Origin of the sequence: Comamonas sp. SCN 65-56 (assembly GCF_001724135.1) — a bacterium.
Lineage (GTDB): Bacteria > Pseudomonadota > Gammaproteobacteria > Burkholderiales > Burkholderiaceae_C > Comamonas_C.
Genome location: NZ_MEDS01000025.1, coordinates 1 through 15167, shown reverse-complemented (window position 1 = coordinate 15167; position 15167 = coordinate 1). Strand labels below are relative to the sequence as shown.

The window sequence follows — 15167 nt, the reverse complement described above, 5'->3', positions numbered from 1 at the left end:
GCACGCGTTGCACGGACATTCGCCACGCAGAGGAGGCGCAGCGCAATGCAACTGCCGATACGACTGGATGATGTCGGGACCACCCGGCTCCAGGAAGCGATCGCGGGCCAGATTCGAGATCTCATCCTTGATGGCCGGCTGGCTGCAGGTGCCCGGATGCCTGCCAGTCGTGAGCTTGCGGCAGACTTGAAAGTCTCGCGCAACACGGTGGTGGCGGCGTATGCACGCCTTGTGGCGGAGGGGCTGATCGAGACGCGCGAGCCCCTTGGCACCTTTGTGACCGAAGGTGTCGTGCGGGAAGGACCTGCAGTCTTGCCACTTGCGCATGGACACTATTGCTCTCTGGGTGCGCAGCGCCGCAGCTTGCGGCAGCGAGAGGATTCGCACCGGGTAACGCGGCTGCATGCGTCTGCCTTGGACTTTGATTTCTGGGTGGGACGACCCGACGCACGACTGTTTCCCATGCGATCGTGGCAGTCACTGCTGCAGCGCATGCTGCGTGAAGATGCGCACGGTCTCTGCGAGTATGGTGATCCGCAAGGTTTGCTGACGCTGCGCGAAGCGATTGCGCTGCATGTGGGAGCAACGCGAGGTATTGCTACGACGGCTGAGCGGATCGTGATTACCAATGGCATTCAGGAAGGCTTGAACCTGCTGGCGTGCGTGCTTCTGGAATCTGATGCTTGTGTGGCAGTGGAGAACCCGTGCTACCGAGGCGCGGCCAATGTCTTCATCAATCATGGTGCGCGCCTGCTGCCGGTGCCGGTTGATCAGCATGGCCTGGATCCGGCGAAGTTGCCGGGCGAGGCGGCGGTCGTGTACACGACGCCTTCGCACCAGTATCCGTTGGGCAGCACGCTGTCGTTGCCAAGGCGCCAGGCGCTGCTGGCGTGGGCCAGTGATACCGGAGCAACGGTGGTTGAAGACGATTACGACAGCGATTTTTTCTACGATGGCGCCCCGCTGCCGGCACTCAAAAGCCTGGATCGCAACGATCAGGTCATTTATCTCGGCACGTTTTCCAAGAGTCTGGGCGCCGGGCTGCGCATTGGCTACATGGTTTTGCCTGCGGATATGGTTGCGCCTGTCTGCCATGCGAAGGCGCTGCTCAACAACTGCCAGCCGTGGTTGGAACAGGCAGCGCTTGCCGCCTTCATTGCGGAAGGGGGGTATGCGGAACATCTTCGCCGCATGCGACACGCGTATGCTGCGCGACGCAACCATCTGTGCACCGCATTGGCGCATTTTTTGCCGCAGTGGCAAGTCGATGGCCGCAGTGGGGGCATGCATGTGGTTGCCTATTTGCCCCAGGGCGGATTGCGCGCGCACGCGATGGAAATGCAAGCACACGCTTGTGGTGTGGGTATCTACGGCATTGATTCGGGCAACGCTTTGACGTTGGGGTCGGCAGATCACGATGACACCTTGCAGCGCGTCATTCTGCTGGGTTACGCGGCCTTGACGGAAACCGAAATCAGCGAAGCGCTGCTTCGATTGCGACAGTTGTCTGCCGAATCAGGCTGTGCGTCTGCAGCGATAGCCTGAAAGGCAAGCAAACCACATCACTCCACCGAGATTCGCAGAGCCCAGGCGGCGGCCCATGGACTGAGAAACAGGGCCAGCACAAAGATCGCGCCCAGCAATGAAAAATGTGCCGAAACGCCCAAACCGGAGGCACTCGCATGCACGGATGCGGCTCCGAACACCAGTACCGGGATATACAGCGGAAGGACCAGCAAGGCCAGCAGGACGCCGCTGCCGCGTGCGCCCAGCGTCAGCGCCGACATGATGGCGCCGATCAGACTCAGCGTTGGGGTACCCAGCAGCAGGGAGACCAGAAGGACGTTTGTGGCATCGGACGGAAGGTCGAATTGCAGCGCCAGCAAGGGAGACAGCAGTGTTAGCAGCAGGCCCGAACTGAGCCAGTGCGCCGCCATTTTTGCCCCGACGAGCAGCGGTAGCGGAGATGCCGCCAGCAGAAGTTGCTCGAGCGTTCCATCCTGCAGATCGTCGCTGAACATCCGTGGCAAGGACAGCATCGCAGCCAGCAAGGCGGCGACCCAAATGACGCCAGGTGCCATGGCGCGCAGCAGTTGCGGCTCGGCCCCCACTCCCAGCGGGAAGAGGCTGACGACGATGAAAAAAAACACGATGGCTGCAGCGGAATCAGACTGGCGACGCAAGGCAATGCGAATGTCGCGCAGAAATAGATGGCGTATACCGCCAAGCAGGCCTGGCCGCATCGCCAATGTTTCGGTCTTGCTGCTGGTCTGCGTCATAGCGTAAGCGTGATCTGGCAAGTGCCGCGCTCGAGCGCCACCGATTGATGGCTGGTGAGAACGATGATGCCTCCGCGATTTGCATGCGCACCAATCAGAGCCAACAGCCACTGCGTGGCAGCTTGGTCCAGCGCATTGAATGGTTCATCCAACACCCACAAGGGTGTGGGCGAAAGCATCAGTCGGGCCAGAGCTGCGCGGCGGCGTTGGCCTTGCGACAGTGCTCGTACAGGCATGCGTTCATGACCGCCAAGGCCGGCCGCTGCCAATGCCTGCAAGGCGGTTGCCGAATCACATGCGACGTCGCTCAGCGCTGCCGTAACAAGCAGGTTTTCCAGCGGCGAGAGCTCGGCCTTGAGGCCCGCCAGGTGTCCAAAAAAGGTCAGTTCACGACTGTATTCTTCGCGCAGCCTGGCAATGTTGCGACCTTTCCATAGCACTTCGCCCGCGTGGGGGGAGAGCAGACCACAGATCATGCGCAACAGACTGGTTTTGCCAGCGCCATTGGGGCCCTGCACCCGCAGGACGTGACCAGCGGGGACATCCAGCGTCAGCCCGGAAAACAGGACGCGTCGTGCCCGGATGCACTGCAGGTTGACAAGCTGCAACGGCGGCGCAGCCAGTGACGCTGCGGTGGCAACGCGATCCATGCGCTTGTCAGCGTCCGACCACCCGGTCCAGCACGATGCGTACGTTCTTGCTGCCCAAGGCAACGTTGTCGAGGCTGCCTTCGATGTCGCCCGGCTGCGCTGCAGGGCTGCCGGTACGAGAAATGCGGGCAACCACGTTCACATGCGGAAACTTCGACAGTGCTCGTTCAGCCGCCATGGCGCTGCTGTCATCCAGGGTGAACGAAACCGGCCAGCCGGTGGCCCGCGCCCGCACGGCTGCCAAGGGCATGGGCGGACCGCTCGGAGCGCGGGCGTAGATGAACAGGGTGTCGGCTGCCGCAACCTGACTTGCCAGGGTACTGTTCAGTGTCACGGTGCCATGAATGGCCGTCGCTTCTGCAGGAGCCGCGGCGGTGGGCTGTGTTGCATTGCCTTGGCCTGCGGCAACAACATCACCACGCGCTCTGGCGATGAGCTCGTCGATTCTCTTGTTGTCTTCTGATCCGGGAGGCAAAAGCGCCTTGAGCCGCTCCCAGTACTTCAGCGCCGCGGTACGGTCGTCACGCTGAAATGCTGCCAAACCGGCGAAGGCCAGTGCATTGAAGTTGTTGGGATCAATCTTGAGCGCACGCTCAACCATTTGTGTCGGTTCGCCCGCGAGATCGCGGTTGTGCGCGATGGCCAAGGTATTGGCGTACTCCACCCAGAGATCGGGGTTGTCCGAGACCAGTGTTGTCGCCTTGCGATAGGCATTGAGCGCATCGTCCACGCGCCGCATCTGGAAGTAGGAGCGTGCCAGCAGTACCCAGCCTTCGACGTCCTTGTCGTCTTTCGCCAGGCGCGCCTGCAATGCCGTGACCGCCGCATCGTCGGGGGCATGGGCGTCGGCGCCGCTTGCTTGTGCCACCTGGGTCGCTCCTGGCTTGAGCGCGCCGGGCTGTCCGATCGAAAGATACAGGCCTCCGGCCAGCAAAGGCAAGGCAATCGCGGTCACCAGCGCCACTCCCCAGTTGGCCCGCAAGTTGCCCTCGGCGCTGATGTCTGCTGCATGCTGGGATTGCAAGGCCTGACGTTCCAAGTCCAGCCGGGCGCGCTCGTACTCAGGCGCACCGATGTCGCCGGCTGCACGTTCCGCATCCAGCTCCCGCAAGCCGTCTGCGAGCACCATCAGGTCCTGGCCTTGTCGTGCGGTGTGGTGTCTGCTGCGCAGCAGAGGAATGATGATGACTGCCAGAGCCGCCAAGACCATGCAGACAGCAATCGCCATGAACAGAGTCATTCACCTTTCTCCCGGGTGATACCCAGCAGCGCCCGCGCGCGTTGGACATCGTGTTCAGACAGGGGCGTGTCGGCCTCTGTGGCGCGCTGACGCAGCGTGCGCCACAACACGATGAAGCCCAGCACCAGCAAGACAAAAGGTCCGATCCAGAGCAGCAACGTCTTGGTGCTCAGGCGAGGTTTGTAGAGCACGAATTCGCCGTAACGATCCACCATGAACGTGCGTATCTGAGCAGGCGTTTCGCCTTCCTGGAGTTTGGTGCGGATTTGCTGTCGGAGATCAACCGCCAGATCGGCATGCGATGCCGCAATGGTCTCGTTCTGGCAGACGAGGCAGCGCAACTCCTGGGCGATTTCCAAGACGTGTTGTTCGAGGGCGGGATCGTTGGCCAGTGTCGGCGCCTCGGTCGCCAAAGCGTGTTGGGCAGTCAGGCATGCGCAGCACAGCGCAATCAGGGCAAGGTATTTACGCACCCAGTTTCCTCATCAACGGCAGGATGGTGTCCTGCAATACTTCCGGGGTGATCGGACCGATCTGCTTGTGCCGAATGACACCTTGCTTGTCGATGATGAAGGTTTCTGGCACGCCGTACACACCCAGATCAATGCCTACAAGACCCTGGGTATCGGAGATGGATTCGACATAGGGATTGCCAAAGCGGGTGAGCCATTGCAGCGCATCGTCGCGTTTGTCTTTGTAGTTGAGACCATAAATCAGAACGGATTTGTTGGTCTTGGATAGCTCTACGAGCACTGGATGCTCCACTCTGCAGGCCACGCACCAGGAGGCCCATACGTTCAGCATCCATACCTTGCCCTTCATGTCTGCAGCCGTAAAGGCCTTTTGCGGTTCGCTCAGCCGCGGCAGGGAAAATTGGGGCAAGGGTTTGTCAACCAACGGCGACGGCAGCTCCCTTGGGTTCAGGGTCAGGCCAATACCCAAAAACGCCACCAGTACCAAGAAAACCGCAAGCGGAACGATGCCCTTCCTCATGGCGAAACCATCCGTGCTGTGGCGGTTGCCGGCACGCCTTGCGGTACTTGCGGGGCGCGCTCCTGTTGCGTTCGACGGGCAATTTTGTAGCGCCTGTCCAGGACGGCAAACAAACCGCCCAAGGCCATGACCAGGCATCCAACCCAAATCCAGTCGACAAAGGGTTTGAAATACACGCGGACAATCCAACGCTTGTCGGTCAAGCGATCACCCAGAGCGGCGTACAAATCGCGGGTGAGCCCGGGATCGATGGCGGCTTCGGTCATTGGCATCGGGTTGCGGCTGGCGGTATAGATGCGACGTTCCGGCCTGAGGGTCGTAATCGGTTTGCCGTCGAATGTGACGTTGAGAATGCCGACGTCCGCCGTGTAATTTGGACCTTTTTTCTGGCTGGTGCCTTCGAACTGGAAGGTGTAGCCGGCGATCGTCGTGGTTTCACCGGGCTCCATGGTGACGTCCTTTTCGACCTCGTAACCATTGACGATGGTGACACCGACGATGAAGATGGCCACGCCCAAATGTGCCAGCAACATGCCGTAATAACTGCCCGGCTGCATGGCGATGCGCCGGCGCCAGCTTGGCGCCGGGTGGCTTTTGAGCCGCTCATAGAGGTTGTAGGCCGTCGTCGTTGCGATCCAGAAAGCCAGGAACAGCCCGAAGCCCACCAAAGGCTCCCAGTTGCCAAGAAGCCAAGGAGAGATCAGTGCGGCCGCCAAACTCACTCCCAAAGCCCAACGCAGTTTCTGGGCCAGCGCCATGGCCTTGTCCTCACGCCAGCGTGCGATCGGGCCAATGCCCATGAGGAACAACGCGGGCGCCATCAATGGAACGAAGACGGCATTGAAGTAGGGGGGGCCAACCGACAGCTTGCCCATGCCCAAGGCGTCGATGAGCAGCGGATAGAGCGTTCCCAGCAGCACTGCCGTGAATGCCACGAGCAGAACGACGTTGTTCACGAGCAGCATGGCTTCGCGCGAAACCATGCCGAATCGCGCGCCAAGACCCACCTTGGGCGCGCGCCAGGCAAACAATACGAGGGAACCGCCTACGACCAGCGTCAGGAATCCGAGGATATAGATGCCGCGCGATGGATCGGAGGCAAACGCATGCACTGATGTGAGGACGCCCGAGCGCACCAAGAAAGTACCGAGTAACGATAGTGAAAACGCGATGATGGCCAATAGCGCTGTCCAGAGCTTGAAGGTGTTGCGTTTTTCCGTGACGGCCAGAGAATGCAGCAGCGCCGTGCTGACGAGCCAAGGCATCAATGAGGCGTTTTCAACCGGATCCCAGAACCACCAGCCGCCCCAGCCCAGCTCGTAATAAGCCCAGGCGCTTCCAATGGCGATGCCCAGCGTGAGAAAACCCCAAGAGACGGTGGCCCAAGGACGCGACCAGCGCGCCCATGCTGCATCCAGACGACCCGCAAGGAGTGCCGCGATGGCAAACGCAAAGGCGACTACTGTTCCGACATAGCCCATGTAGAGCAACGGTGGGTGGATGATCAGACCGGGATCCTGCAGCTGCGGGTTCAGGTCTTGCCCGTCGACCGCGGCGGGGATCAGGCGCTCAAAGGGGTTGGACGTGAACAGGATGAACAGCAGGAAACCGATGGAGATGAGGCCGATCACGCCAATGATGCGGGCCGTAGTCTGGTCATCAAGGTTGTTTGAAAACAGCGAGACGGCCAATGTCCAACTGGCGAGGATCAAGACCCAGAGCAGAATGGAGCCTTCGTGCCCGCCCCAAACCGCGCAGATGCGGTAGATCAACGGTAATGCGGAGTTGGAGTGCTGGGCGACGTACAGCACGGAAAAATCGTTGTTCACGAAAGACATCGTGAGACATGCAAACGCCGTGGCAACGAACATAAACTGCCCGATGGCCGTGGGGCGGGCCAGCGACATCCAGTCCGGATTGCCGCGCGCAGCTCCCGCCAGGGGCACGACGCACTGCACGATGGCCATCGCCAAGGCGAGGATGAGGGCAAGCTGCCCCAGTTCCGCGCTCATTGACGTACTCCGGTGGTGGCGGGCTCTTTCTCTTTGTAGGCCGTTGTTTTCAGGGTGTCGGCGACTTCCTTGGGTGTGTAGTTTTCATCGTGCTTGGCCAGCACCTGGTCGGCATGGAAGGTCCCGCCGGAGTCCAGACGGCCCTGCGCCACTACGCCTTTCCCTTCTCGGAACATATCCGGAAGCAGGCCGTTGTAGGTCACGGGAATTGCCTTGGCGCCGTCCGTTACGACAAACTGTACGGCCAGGCTGTCGCTGGAGCGCTTGACGCTCCCTTCCTCTACCAACCCGCCAAGCCGGAAGCTGCGGTCGGCGGGCGCTTCCTTGGTGGCGACTTGCGATGGGCTGAAGAAAAACACCAGGTTGTCCTGGAAGGCGTTGAGCACCAAGGTGCTGACCACGGCGAGGGTGGCCAAGCCGCCAACGATGATCAACCCGCGTTTTGTTCTGGATTTCATGAATTACCCCATCCGCTTGCGTCGAGCGCGAATCTGCCAGACCTCAAGCACCATGGCGATTGCCATGATGCCCATGGAACCCCATACGTAGCGGCCGTACCCGCCCATATGGAAAAATTCGGACCAACTGCTCCAGTACATCACGGTGAGATTTCTATGCGTTGCGAAGTTGGACCGATGGGTGGATTCACTGCAGCGATCCCCAGTTCCCGCGCAACCCAACCGGCGTGTTGTTCCCGCTCAAGAATGATGACGCGAACCCTTGCCAGTACGACCGCGATGCAATAACACCACACCGCCGCCGACATCACCAGCATGCCGATCAGCATGGGGGTGGCGATGCTTGGAGCGCTGGAAAGGCTGACCGAGGCTCCTTGGTGCAGGGTGTTCCACCATTTGACTGAAAAATAGATGATGGGCACGTTCACCACGCCCACCAGTGCCAGCACCGCCGTGGCACGATCTGCGCGGCGCTCATCGTCAATCGAGGCCTGCAGCGACAGAAAGCCGAAATACAGGAACAACAAAATCAACTCGGACGTGAGTCGTGCGTCCCAGACCCACCAAGTGCCCCAAGTGGGCTTTCCCCATAATGCGCCTGTCCATAGCGCTATGAAAGTCATCAATGCGCCCGTCGGCGCCAATGCGCTGGCCAGCATGGATGCAAGCCGCGTGTTGAACACCAGTCCTACCCCTGCCCAGAAGGCCATGGCCACATAGATCACCATGGAGAGCCAGGCCGCGGGTACATGCAAAAAAATGATGCGATAGGCATCACCCTGTTGGGCATCTGTCGGGGCGACGAAAAAGCCGATGTACAGACCGACGAGCCCCAAGACGAGTGCCAGGACGGAAAACCATCGGACCGCCTTGCCCGCCAGCGGATAAAAGCGCGCCGGCGCTGCGTATTTGAACCAATTGATCGTTGTGCGCTGATCGGGCGTTGCGGACATGGGGCTAACTTCGTGGCTGACTGATGGCTAGCTTGGTATTGTCGGCGGGCGCAATTTCAAATACTGAAAACCCTCCCGCCTGGTAAACCAATGTGGCGCCCGACACATCGTGCTGCTCGTTGCCCATGAAGGGAAGCAGGCGCGCGGCCAATGTTTTTGCCGACGCTGCGTCCGTCAGGGCAATCGCGCGCACCGGCTGTCCACTGGCCTGCAGCACGCCATATGCTGCGTATTTGTGTTCCTCCAGCCAGGCGTGGACCCGTCGCACCATGCCATGAACATCGTTGGAAGCACCAAAATCCTGGAACGCGACGCCCAGCCGGTCGGGGAACATTTGGCCCAAAAGAATGATGTCGCGCAGATGCAGCACCAGTATGGTTGGCTTCCCTTCGCCCGCGAGCGAACGGAGCATTGCCATACCCTCGGCTTCTGGCGCAGTCAGGGCACGGGCAAACTGGCGAAACCGCTCCCGTTCGTTGGTCGCGTCGCTTGCACCATTGGTCCAGAAGCCGTTTTCAATTTTTTCGATCTTTGCTCGCTGGCCGCTCCAATGCGCAGGCAAAAACAGAGGCAAACCCAAATGACGGTCGAACATGAAATCAACCGCGCCAAGCGCATTGATCTGGCGGGAGGTGTCCCACCAAGCGAACACTTTTGACTGCTCGGAAACGTGGCGTTTGAGGACCCCTGAGAGTGCGACAACGTCTTGTGGCGGCACTGCCAGGGTCATGAAAGGGTCGTCCACGCGCGCCTGCCAGTTCAGCAATACCGGACCGGCTGCCGTTTCGGCAATGTCCAGCGTGGCAAGCGACGATGCCTGCTCGGCCGATTGCAGGCTTGCCCGGCGCACCGTGAGGCCTGCCTCTACATAAGCAGCGAGCGGCCCGGCCTCGGCTGCGGGAACCGTTTCTCCGATCACGTATTGATAGACAGGCGGGGCGGTGAAATGCTGCCAGAGCAGGGCGCAGGCTGCCAGCAGCAGTGCCAGCCCCACCACAGAGACTGTCGTGGTAACAAGGCGGTGTTGTTTCATGTTGGTCTCTCCTGTGGCAAATATGTAACGCCTGCGCAGTGCAGTTTGTGTGCACTGGCAGGCGCCATAGTCTTATGCCTTGAGGTCAGGCATCTGTTTGCCCCGTCTTTTGGTCTTCAGTGTGACTGCGTCGCCGCCCTACGATGCCGCCCAGCAGCAGACCGCCGCCCAAGAGAGCCAGGGTGCCTCCCGAGTACAAGGGGTCTGCCTGCAGGGTCGCGAACAAACTCTTGGGCGAGCGGTTGTCGAGCGATGACATCTTGCCGCTGCTACCCGCTTTGCTTTCGAGCTTTTGCAGCCGTTGCTCCATCTGCGCTTTTTCTCGCAGGAGGGTGTCCTGCTCGTTGATGATGGCTTGGTCCTTGATCAAATCGCTCCAGCCGTGAGAGTAAGTCCAGCCGCCGGGATTGACGTGTTCCAACCCTTTCATGAAGCGCGCGACGTGTTGTTCCCACATCTCGGCAAAGGTGCGATCCACCGTCGTTGTCTGATTGGCCTTGGCGAAGAACAGCGTGAAGAATCCGCCAGGTTCATCTTGTTCCGGCGCCGGTAGAGCCGGACGATTGGTCTTCTGTCCCACGAGCAGCTTGTCGTCATAGAGCTTCTTGACGACGGAACGCGTTTCCTCGACCAGCTTGGTGCCATCCTTGATGCCGTTGTCCATCATCGTCAGATAGGTTTCGGCAAACCGGGGCGAGTGGCATTGCGAGCAGGTGCCCACCCATGCGGTCTTGCGATCCTTGAACCACGGGTCTTCCAGGTTGTCAACGATGTTCTGGAAGGGCAGGAAGCCCCAGCGCACCTTGCGGACGGTGTTGTGGGTGAACTGCCCCTTGAACTCGAAGTGGCATCCTTGGCAGGTGGGGCCGGTGAAGCCGCCCTTGGTGTTCTGGTCTGCCAAGCGGGCATCCCAGTTCCATTGGTGGCCTTTGGTTTGGTACTGGGTGCCGTGTTTGGAGAACATGTACTGCTCGAACTCGTTGTGGTCCACGCCGTTGTGGCAGGTGGCGCAAGCTTCTGGCTTGCGCGCCTCTACCGTGGAAAATTCATGGCGTGTATGGCAGTTGTCGCATTTCGTCTGATTGGTGTGGCACATGGTGCAACTGGCCGCCACTTCGCGTTGCTGGAGTGCGGCCCACGTGGCAGTCTCCACGTTGGCCATGTAGTCCACCGAGTGGGAGGGGTGGCCCTTGTCCCACTGTTTCTGTGGCCAGGTGAGGGTGTCGCGCTCAGATTCCGCTTCTGCGAACTGGCGCAGGTGGCAGCTGCCACAGACCGTGCGGTCCGGCATGCGCAGATCTTTGTGATTGCCGGCCTTGGCGCCTATGCTCATGTGGCAGTCGGCGCAACCCACGTCCTTGAGCTGGCCGCCTTGCGCCAACAACCCTTGCGACTGCAAGTTGGCCTCCACCTCGGTGATGATGTCTTTCTTGTATGCCTTGATGTCATCGGCCGGCAACTTGCGGATCTGATCGAGATTCGCGTGCACGCTCTTTTCCCATGAGGCCACCCAGCCGTGCGTGACATCTTTGTGGCATGTGGCGCATTGTTCACGCGTGACTTCCATGTTCAGATCGGGTGCCTTGTAGAACAGGGTAGGCGCGAGGTACATGTCCATCGGGATCGGCTCCCAGAACTTGGCATGCTTGCCTTTGGTCAGTTCCGCGCGGTAGCGCTTGGACAGGCTGTCGAAAAGCTCCTTGGGGGATGCATCCCTATTCAAGTTCAATGCCTTGAGCTGCTCGTCGGGGACGGAGTCCCAGATGGCCGCCTGCGTGGGCAGGTGCACTGCCGTCAGGCAGAGCAACAGGGTGAAAAGGCTGAGGAGTCGCGACCACATGATTCCCTCCGAATGAGCTTTGCGTTGAGCAATCATGGCCATCTGTCGCGATTGCGGTAGTACCACGCGCTGGCGTTGGCGTGGTGCCACCACTGCATCCCCCTGGTCTTGGCGGTGCGTATTGATATTCGCAGCCGGTTGCAGTAAACTACAAGGCTTTTCCAAATTGTTGGACGGGGTGGCTCGTGCTTTTCGATGCTTGGGCCAGAGAATTCACGTTTCAGGGACGTTTTATTAATGCCAACCATTAACCAACTCGTGCGTCAGGGCCGCACGGTCGAAGTTGTCAAATCCAAGAGTCCTGCCATGGAGAACTGCCCGCAGCGGCGCGGTGTGTGCACTCGTGTGTACACCACGACGCCGAAGAAGCCGAACTCCGCTTTGCGCAAGGTTGCCAAGGTGCGCCTGACCAATGGTTTCGAGGTCATCTCGTATATCGGGGGTGAAGGTCACAACCTGCAAGAGCACAGTGTGGTGCTGGTGCGTGGTGGTCGTGTCAAGGACTTGCCTGGTGTGCGTTACCACATCGTGCGTGGTTCGCTCGACCTGCAAGGCGTCAAGGATCGCAAGCAATCGCGCTCCAAGTACGGTGCCAAGCGTCCGAAGGCCAAGTAATTCCAGGTTTTCGTTTTTCGGTGCTGTCTGTCGCGTGGCGCGGCGGTGCAGCGCAGTGACCCCAACGTGCATGGTGTGCGCGGGTCGAGTAAGTGAGAGTCCTGATGGCTCTCGCGGTGCCTGAAATGGTGCCAACTGAAGCAAGATAGAGGTAAAAAATGCCACGTCGTCGCGAAGTCCCCAAACGTGAAATCCTGCCGGATCCAAAGTTCGGCAATGTAGAGCTGTCCAAATTCATGAACGTCATCATGGAAGGCGGCAAAAAAGCAGTGGCCGAGCGCATCATTTACGGCGCTCTGGAACTGATCGAGAAGAAGCAGCCCGAGAAGAACTCCCTGGAGGTGTTCACCACGGCCATCAATAACGTCAAGCCCATGGTGGAAGTCAAATCCCGCCGCGTGGGTGGTGCCAACTACCAGGTGCCCGTGGAAGTGCGCCCGGTGCGCCGTCTGGCGCTGTCGATGCGCTGGATCAAGGAAGCGGCGCGCAAGCGTGGCGAAAAATCCATGGCGCAGCGCTTGGCCAATGAATTGATGGAAGCCACCGAAGGCCGCGGAGGTGCGATGAAGCGCCGTGATGAGGTGCACCGCATGGCCGAGGCGAACAAGGCCTTCAGCCACTTCCGTTTCTAAGTCCCATCCCCATTTTCCTCGAAGGCCGGAAGCCCGACACCGCCGATTTCCGGCGGCCGGGCTTTTGCCCGTTAACGAAAGACCATCATGGCTCGCACTACTCCTCTCGAGCGCTATCGCAACATCGGCATTTCCGCGCACATTGACGCGGGCAAGACGACGACGTCCGAGCGCATCCTGTTTTATACCGGTCTGACGCACAAGATCGGCGAGGTGCATGACGGCGCTGCAACGACCGACTGGATGGAGCAGGAGCAGGAGCGCGGCATCACGATCACCTCGTCTGCCGTGACCTGCTTCTGGCGCGGCATGGATATGCAGCGTCAGCCGCACCGCATCAACATCATCGATACCCCCGGGCACGTGGATTTCACCATCGAGGTGGAGCGTTCTATGCGCGTGCTCGACGGTGCGGTGATGGTGTACTGCGCCGTGGGCGGTGTGCAGCCGCAGTCGGAAACCGTCTGGCGCCAGGCCAACAAGCACAAGGTGCCGCGCATTGCGTTCGTCAACAAGATGGACCGCACCGGCGCGAACTTTTTCAAGGTGCACGATCAGATGAAGACGCGTCTGAATGCGCATCCGGTGCCGGTGGTGATACCGATTGGCGCCGAAGACGGCTTCCAGGGAGTCGTTGACCTGATCAAGATGAAGGCCATCATTTGGGATGAAGCCTCCCAGGGCATGAAATTTGAATACCAGGACATTCCCGCTGACTTGGTGGCTTTGGCCAATGAGTGGCGCGAGAAGATGATTGAGTCTGCCGCTGAGGCGAGCGAAGAGCTGATGAACAAATACCTCGAAGAGGGTGGGCTCAGCGAGGATGACATCATCGCCGGTATCCGCCAGCGCACGATTGCAACCGAAATCCAGCCCATGCTCTGTGGCTCGGCCTTCAAGAACAAGGGTGTGCAGCGCATGCTGGACGCCGTGCTCGATTTTTTGCCGGCGCCGACGGATATCCCGGATGTGGCTGGGAGCGATCCCGATGACCACGAAAAGCATCTGTCGCGCAAGCCCAGTGATGACGAGAAGTTCTCAGCTCTGGCCTTCAAGCTGATGACGGACCCCTTCGTCGGTCAGCTGACCTTCGTGCGCGTCTATTCGGGCGTCCTGACCAAGGGCGACACGGTGTACAACCCGGTCAAGGGCAAGAAGGAGCGCATCGGCCGTATCGTGCAGATGCACGCCAACGACCGCCAGGAAATTGAAGAAATCCGCGCGGGTGACATCGCCGCCTGCGTGGGTCTGAAGGACGTGACGACGGGCGACACGCTGTGCGACCTGAACGCGCACATCATGCTCGAACGCATGGTGTTCCCCGAGCCCGTGATTGCCCAGGCCGTGGAGCCCAAGTCCAAGGCTGACCAGGAAAAAATGGGCATCGCCCTGTCGCGCCTGGCTGCTGAAGATCCATCCTTCCGCGTGCGTACCGACGAGGAATCGGGCCAGACCATCATCGCCGGCATGGGCGAGCTGCACCTGGACATCATCGTTGATCGCATGAAGCGCGAGTTCGGCGTCGAAGCCAACGTCGGCAAGCCCCAGGTGGCCTATCGCGAAACCATCCGCAACACCGTCAAGGATGTCGATGGCAAGTTCGTGCGCCAGTCCGGCGGCAAGGGCCAGTATGGTCACGTGGTGTTCCGCCTGGAGCCGAACGAGCCGGGCAAGGGCTTTGAGTTCCTGGATGAAATCAAGGGCGGCGTGGTGCCGCGCGAGTACATCCCGGCGGTGGAAAAGGGCGTGGTCGAAGCGCTGCAAAGCGGTGTGCTGGCCGGCTACCCGGTGGTGGACGTCAAGGTGGCGCTCACTTTCGGTTCGTACCACGACGTGGACTCGTCCGAGCAGGCCTTCAAGATGGCTGCCATCTTTGGTTTCAAGGAAGCGGCACGCAAGGCCAATCCGGTGATCCTCGAGCCCATGATGGCGGTCGAGGTGGAGACGCCGGAAGACTACGCTGGTACCGTGATGGGTGACTTGTCGAGTCGTCGCGGCATGGTGCAGGGGATGGACGACATGACGGGCGGTGGCAAGGCCATCAAGGCCGAGGTGCCGATGTCCGAAATGTTCGGCTATGCCACGCAGTTGCGCTCCATGACGCAAGGCCGCGCCACCTACGTGATGGAGTTCAAGCACTACGCAGAGGCTCCGCGCAATGTCGCGGAGGCCATCATGGCCGCTCGCGCCAAATAATTGAACGAAATAGGGCTCTGGCGCTTGCTGGGAAAGCGCGAGCAGCTCTGTTTTTTAAAGTTTATCGGTCTGCGATCCGGTGCCGCCTTGTTGCTCTGTGCAAGGCGAATCAGCAATCGGGTGCAGACCTTAAACCCCCGCACAGGCATTGCTCTTTTGGAGTTTGAAAATGGCAAAAGGAAAATTCGAGCGTACCAAGCCCCACGTGAACGTGGGCACGATCGGACACGTGGACCACGGCAAGACGACGCTGACGGCGGCCATTG

General features: G+C 60.1%; 16 protein-coding genes. 5 read left to right on the top strand and 11 right to left on the bottom strand.

Translation table 11 applies throughout. The features are described from left to right. Positions 1 to 45 precede the first annotated feature (45 nt). Positions 46 to 1545, top strand: a complete 1500-nt coding sequence (locus tag ABS45_RS12930; protein WP_291555997.1) for a PLP-dependent aminotransferase family protein — start codon at positions 46 to 48, stop codon at positions 1543 to 1545. A gap of 17 nt (positions 1546 to 1562) precedes the next feature. Here ABS45_RS12930 and ccmB read toward each other — a convergent pair whose 3' ends face one another. The 11 genes from ccmB to ABS45_RS12875 all read right to left on the bottom strand — a co-directional run bounded on the left by ccmB (position 1563) and on the right by ABS45_RS12875 (position 11500). Next, on the bottom strand, positions 1563 to 2243 hold the full coding sequence (ccmB, locus tag ABS45_RS12925) for a heme exporter protein CcmB (protein WP_291557224.1): 681 nt from the start codon (positions 2241 to 2243) through the stop codon (positions 1563 to 1565). Positions 2244 to 2275: 32 nt separating this feature from the next. After that, positions 2276 to 2929, bottom strand: coding sequence for a cytochrome c biogenesis heme-transporting ATPase CcmA (gene ccmA, locus ABS45_RS12920; protein WP_291555995.1), 654 nt, complete (start codon positions 2927 to 2929; stop codon positions 2276 to 2278). A 7-nt stretch (positions 2930 to 2936) separates the two neighbouring features. Then, a complete protein-coding gene (ccmI, locus tag ABS45_RS12915; protein ID WP_291555993.1) occupies positions 2937 to 4169 on the bottom strand; it encodes a c-type cytochrome biogenesis protein CcmI in 1233 nt (410 codons plus the stop codon). Next, positions 4166 to 4642 carry a cytochrome c-type biogenesis protein gene (locus ABS45_RS12910; protein WP_291555991.1) on the bottom strand — a complete coding sequence of 159 codons (477 nt, stop codon included), beginning with the start codon at positions 4640 to 4642 and terminating at the stop codon, positions 4166 to 4168. The genes ccmI and ABS45_RS12910 overlap by 4 nt, the downstream gene beginning before the upstream one ends. After that, positions 4635 to 5162 carry a DsbE family thiol:disulfide interchange protein gene (locus ABS45_RS12905; protein WP_291555989.1) on the bottom strand — a complete coding sequence of 176 codons (528 nt, stop codon included), beginning with the start codon at positions 5160 to 5162 and terminating at the stop codon, positions 4635 to 4637. The genes ABS45_RS12910 and ABS45_RS12905 overlap by 8 nt, the downstream gene beginning before the upstream one ends. Next, positions 5159 to 7174: a heme lyase CcmF/NrfE family subunit gene (locus ABS45_RS12900; RefSeq protein WP_291555986.1), complete on the bottom strand. Its 2016-nt coding sequence runs from the start codon at positions 7172 to 7174 to the stop codon at positions 5159 to 5161. The genes ABS45_RS12905 and ABS45_RS12900 overlap by 4 nt, the downstream gene beginning before the upstream one ends. After that, on the bottom strand, positions 7171 to 7632 hold the full coding sequence (ccmE, locus tag ABS45_RS12895) for a cytochrome c maturation protein CcmE (protein WP_291555983.1): 462 nt from the start codon (positions 7630 to 7632) through the stop codon (positions 7171 to 7173). Before ccmE ends, ABS45_RS12900 begins: the two co-directional genes overlap by 4 nt. A 3-nt stretch (positions 7633 to 7635) precedes the next feature. Next, entirely contained in the window at positions 7636 to 7740 is a 105-nt protein-coding gene (gene ccmD / locus ABS45_RS12890) for a heme exporter protein CcmD (RefSeq protein ID WP_291557221.1), read from the bottom strand. Positions 7741 to 7772: 32 nt separating this feature from the next. Then, positions 7773 to 8585 (bottom strand): heme ABC transporter permease, encoded by an 813-nt coding sequence (locus ABS45_RS12885; RefSeq protein ID WP_291555981.1) that lies wholly within the window; start codon positions 8583 to 8585, stop codon positions 7773 to 7775. A gap of 4 nt (positions 8586 to 8589) precedes the next feature. Then, positions 8590 to 9618, bottom strand: a complete 1029-nt coding sequence (gene haoB / locus ABS45_RS12880) for a hydroxylamine oxidation protein HaoB (RefSeq protein WP_291555979.1) — start codon at positions 9616 to 9618, stop codon at positions 8590 to 8592. Positions 9619 to 9703: 85 nt separating this feature from the next. After that, positions 9704 to 11500, bottom strand: coding sequence for a multiheme c-type cytochrome (locus tag ABS45_RS12875; protein ID WP_291555977.1), 1797 nt, complete (start codon positions 11498 to 11500; stop codon positions 9704 to 9706). Between the two features lie 195 nt (positions 11501 to 11695). Here ABS45_RS12875 and rpsL point away from each other — a divergent pair, with 195 nt between their 5' ends. The 4 genes from rpsL to ABS45_RS12855 all read left to right on the top strand — a co-directional run. Next, positions 11696 to 12073 (top strand): 30S ribosomal protein S12, encoded by a 378-nt coding sequence (gene rpsL, locus ABS45_RS12870; protein WP_209423176.1) that lies wholly within the window; start codon positions 11696 to 11698, stop codon positions 12071 to 12073. A 158-nt stretch (positions 12074 to 12231) separates the two neighbouring features. Then, on the top strand, positions 12232 to 12705 hold the full coding sequence (gene rpsG / locus ABS45_RS12865) for a 30S ribosomal protein S7 (RefSeq protein WP_024538595.1): 474 nt from the start codon (positions 12232 to 12234) through the stop codon (positions 12703 to 12705). An 87-nt stretch (positions 12706 to 12792) separates the two neighbouring features. Beyond that, on the top strand, positions 12793 to 14901 hold the full coding sequence (gene fusA, locus ABS45_RS12860; RefSeq protein WP_291555972.1) for an elongation factor G: 2109 nt from the start codon (positions 12793 to 12795) through the stop codon (positions 14899 to 14901). A gap of 169 nt (positions 14902 to 15070) precedes the next feature. Further along, positions 15071 to 15167: GTP-binding protein (locus ABS45_RS12855; RefSeq protein ID WP_033470817.1), on the top strand; the 97-nt coding region annotated here is incomplete at its 3' end.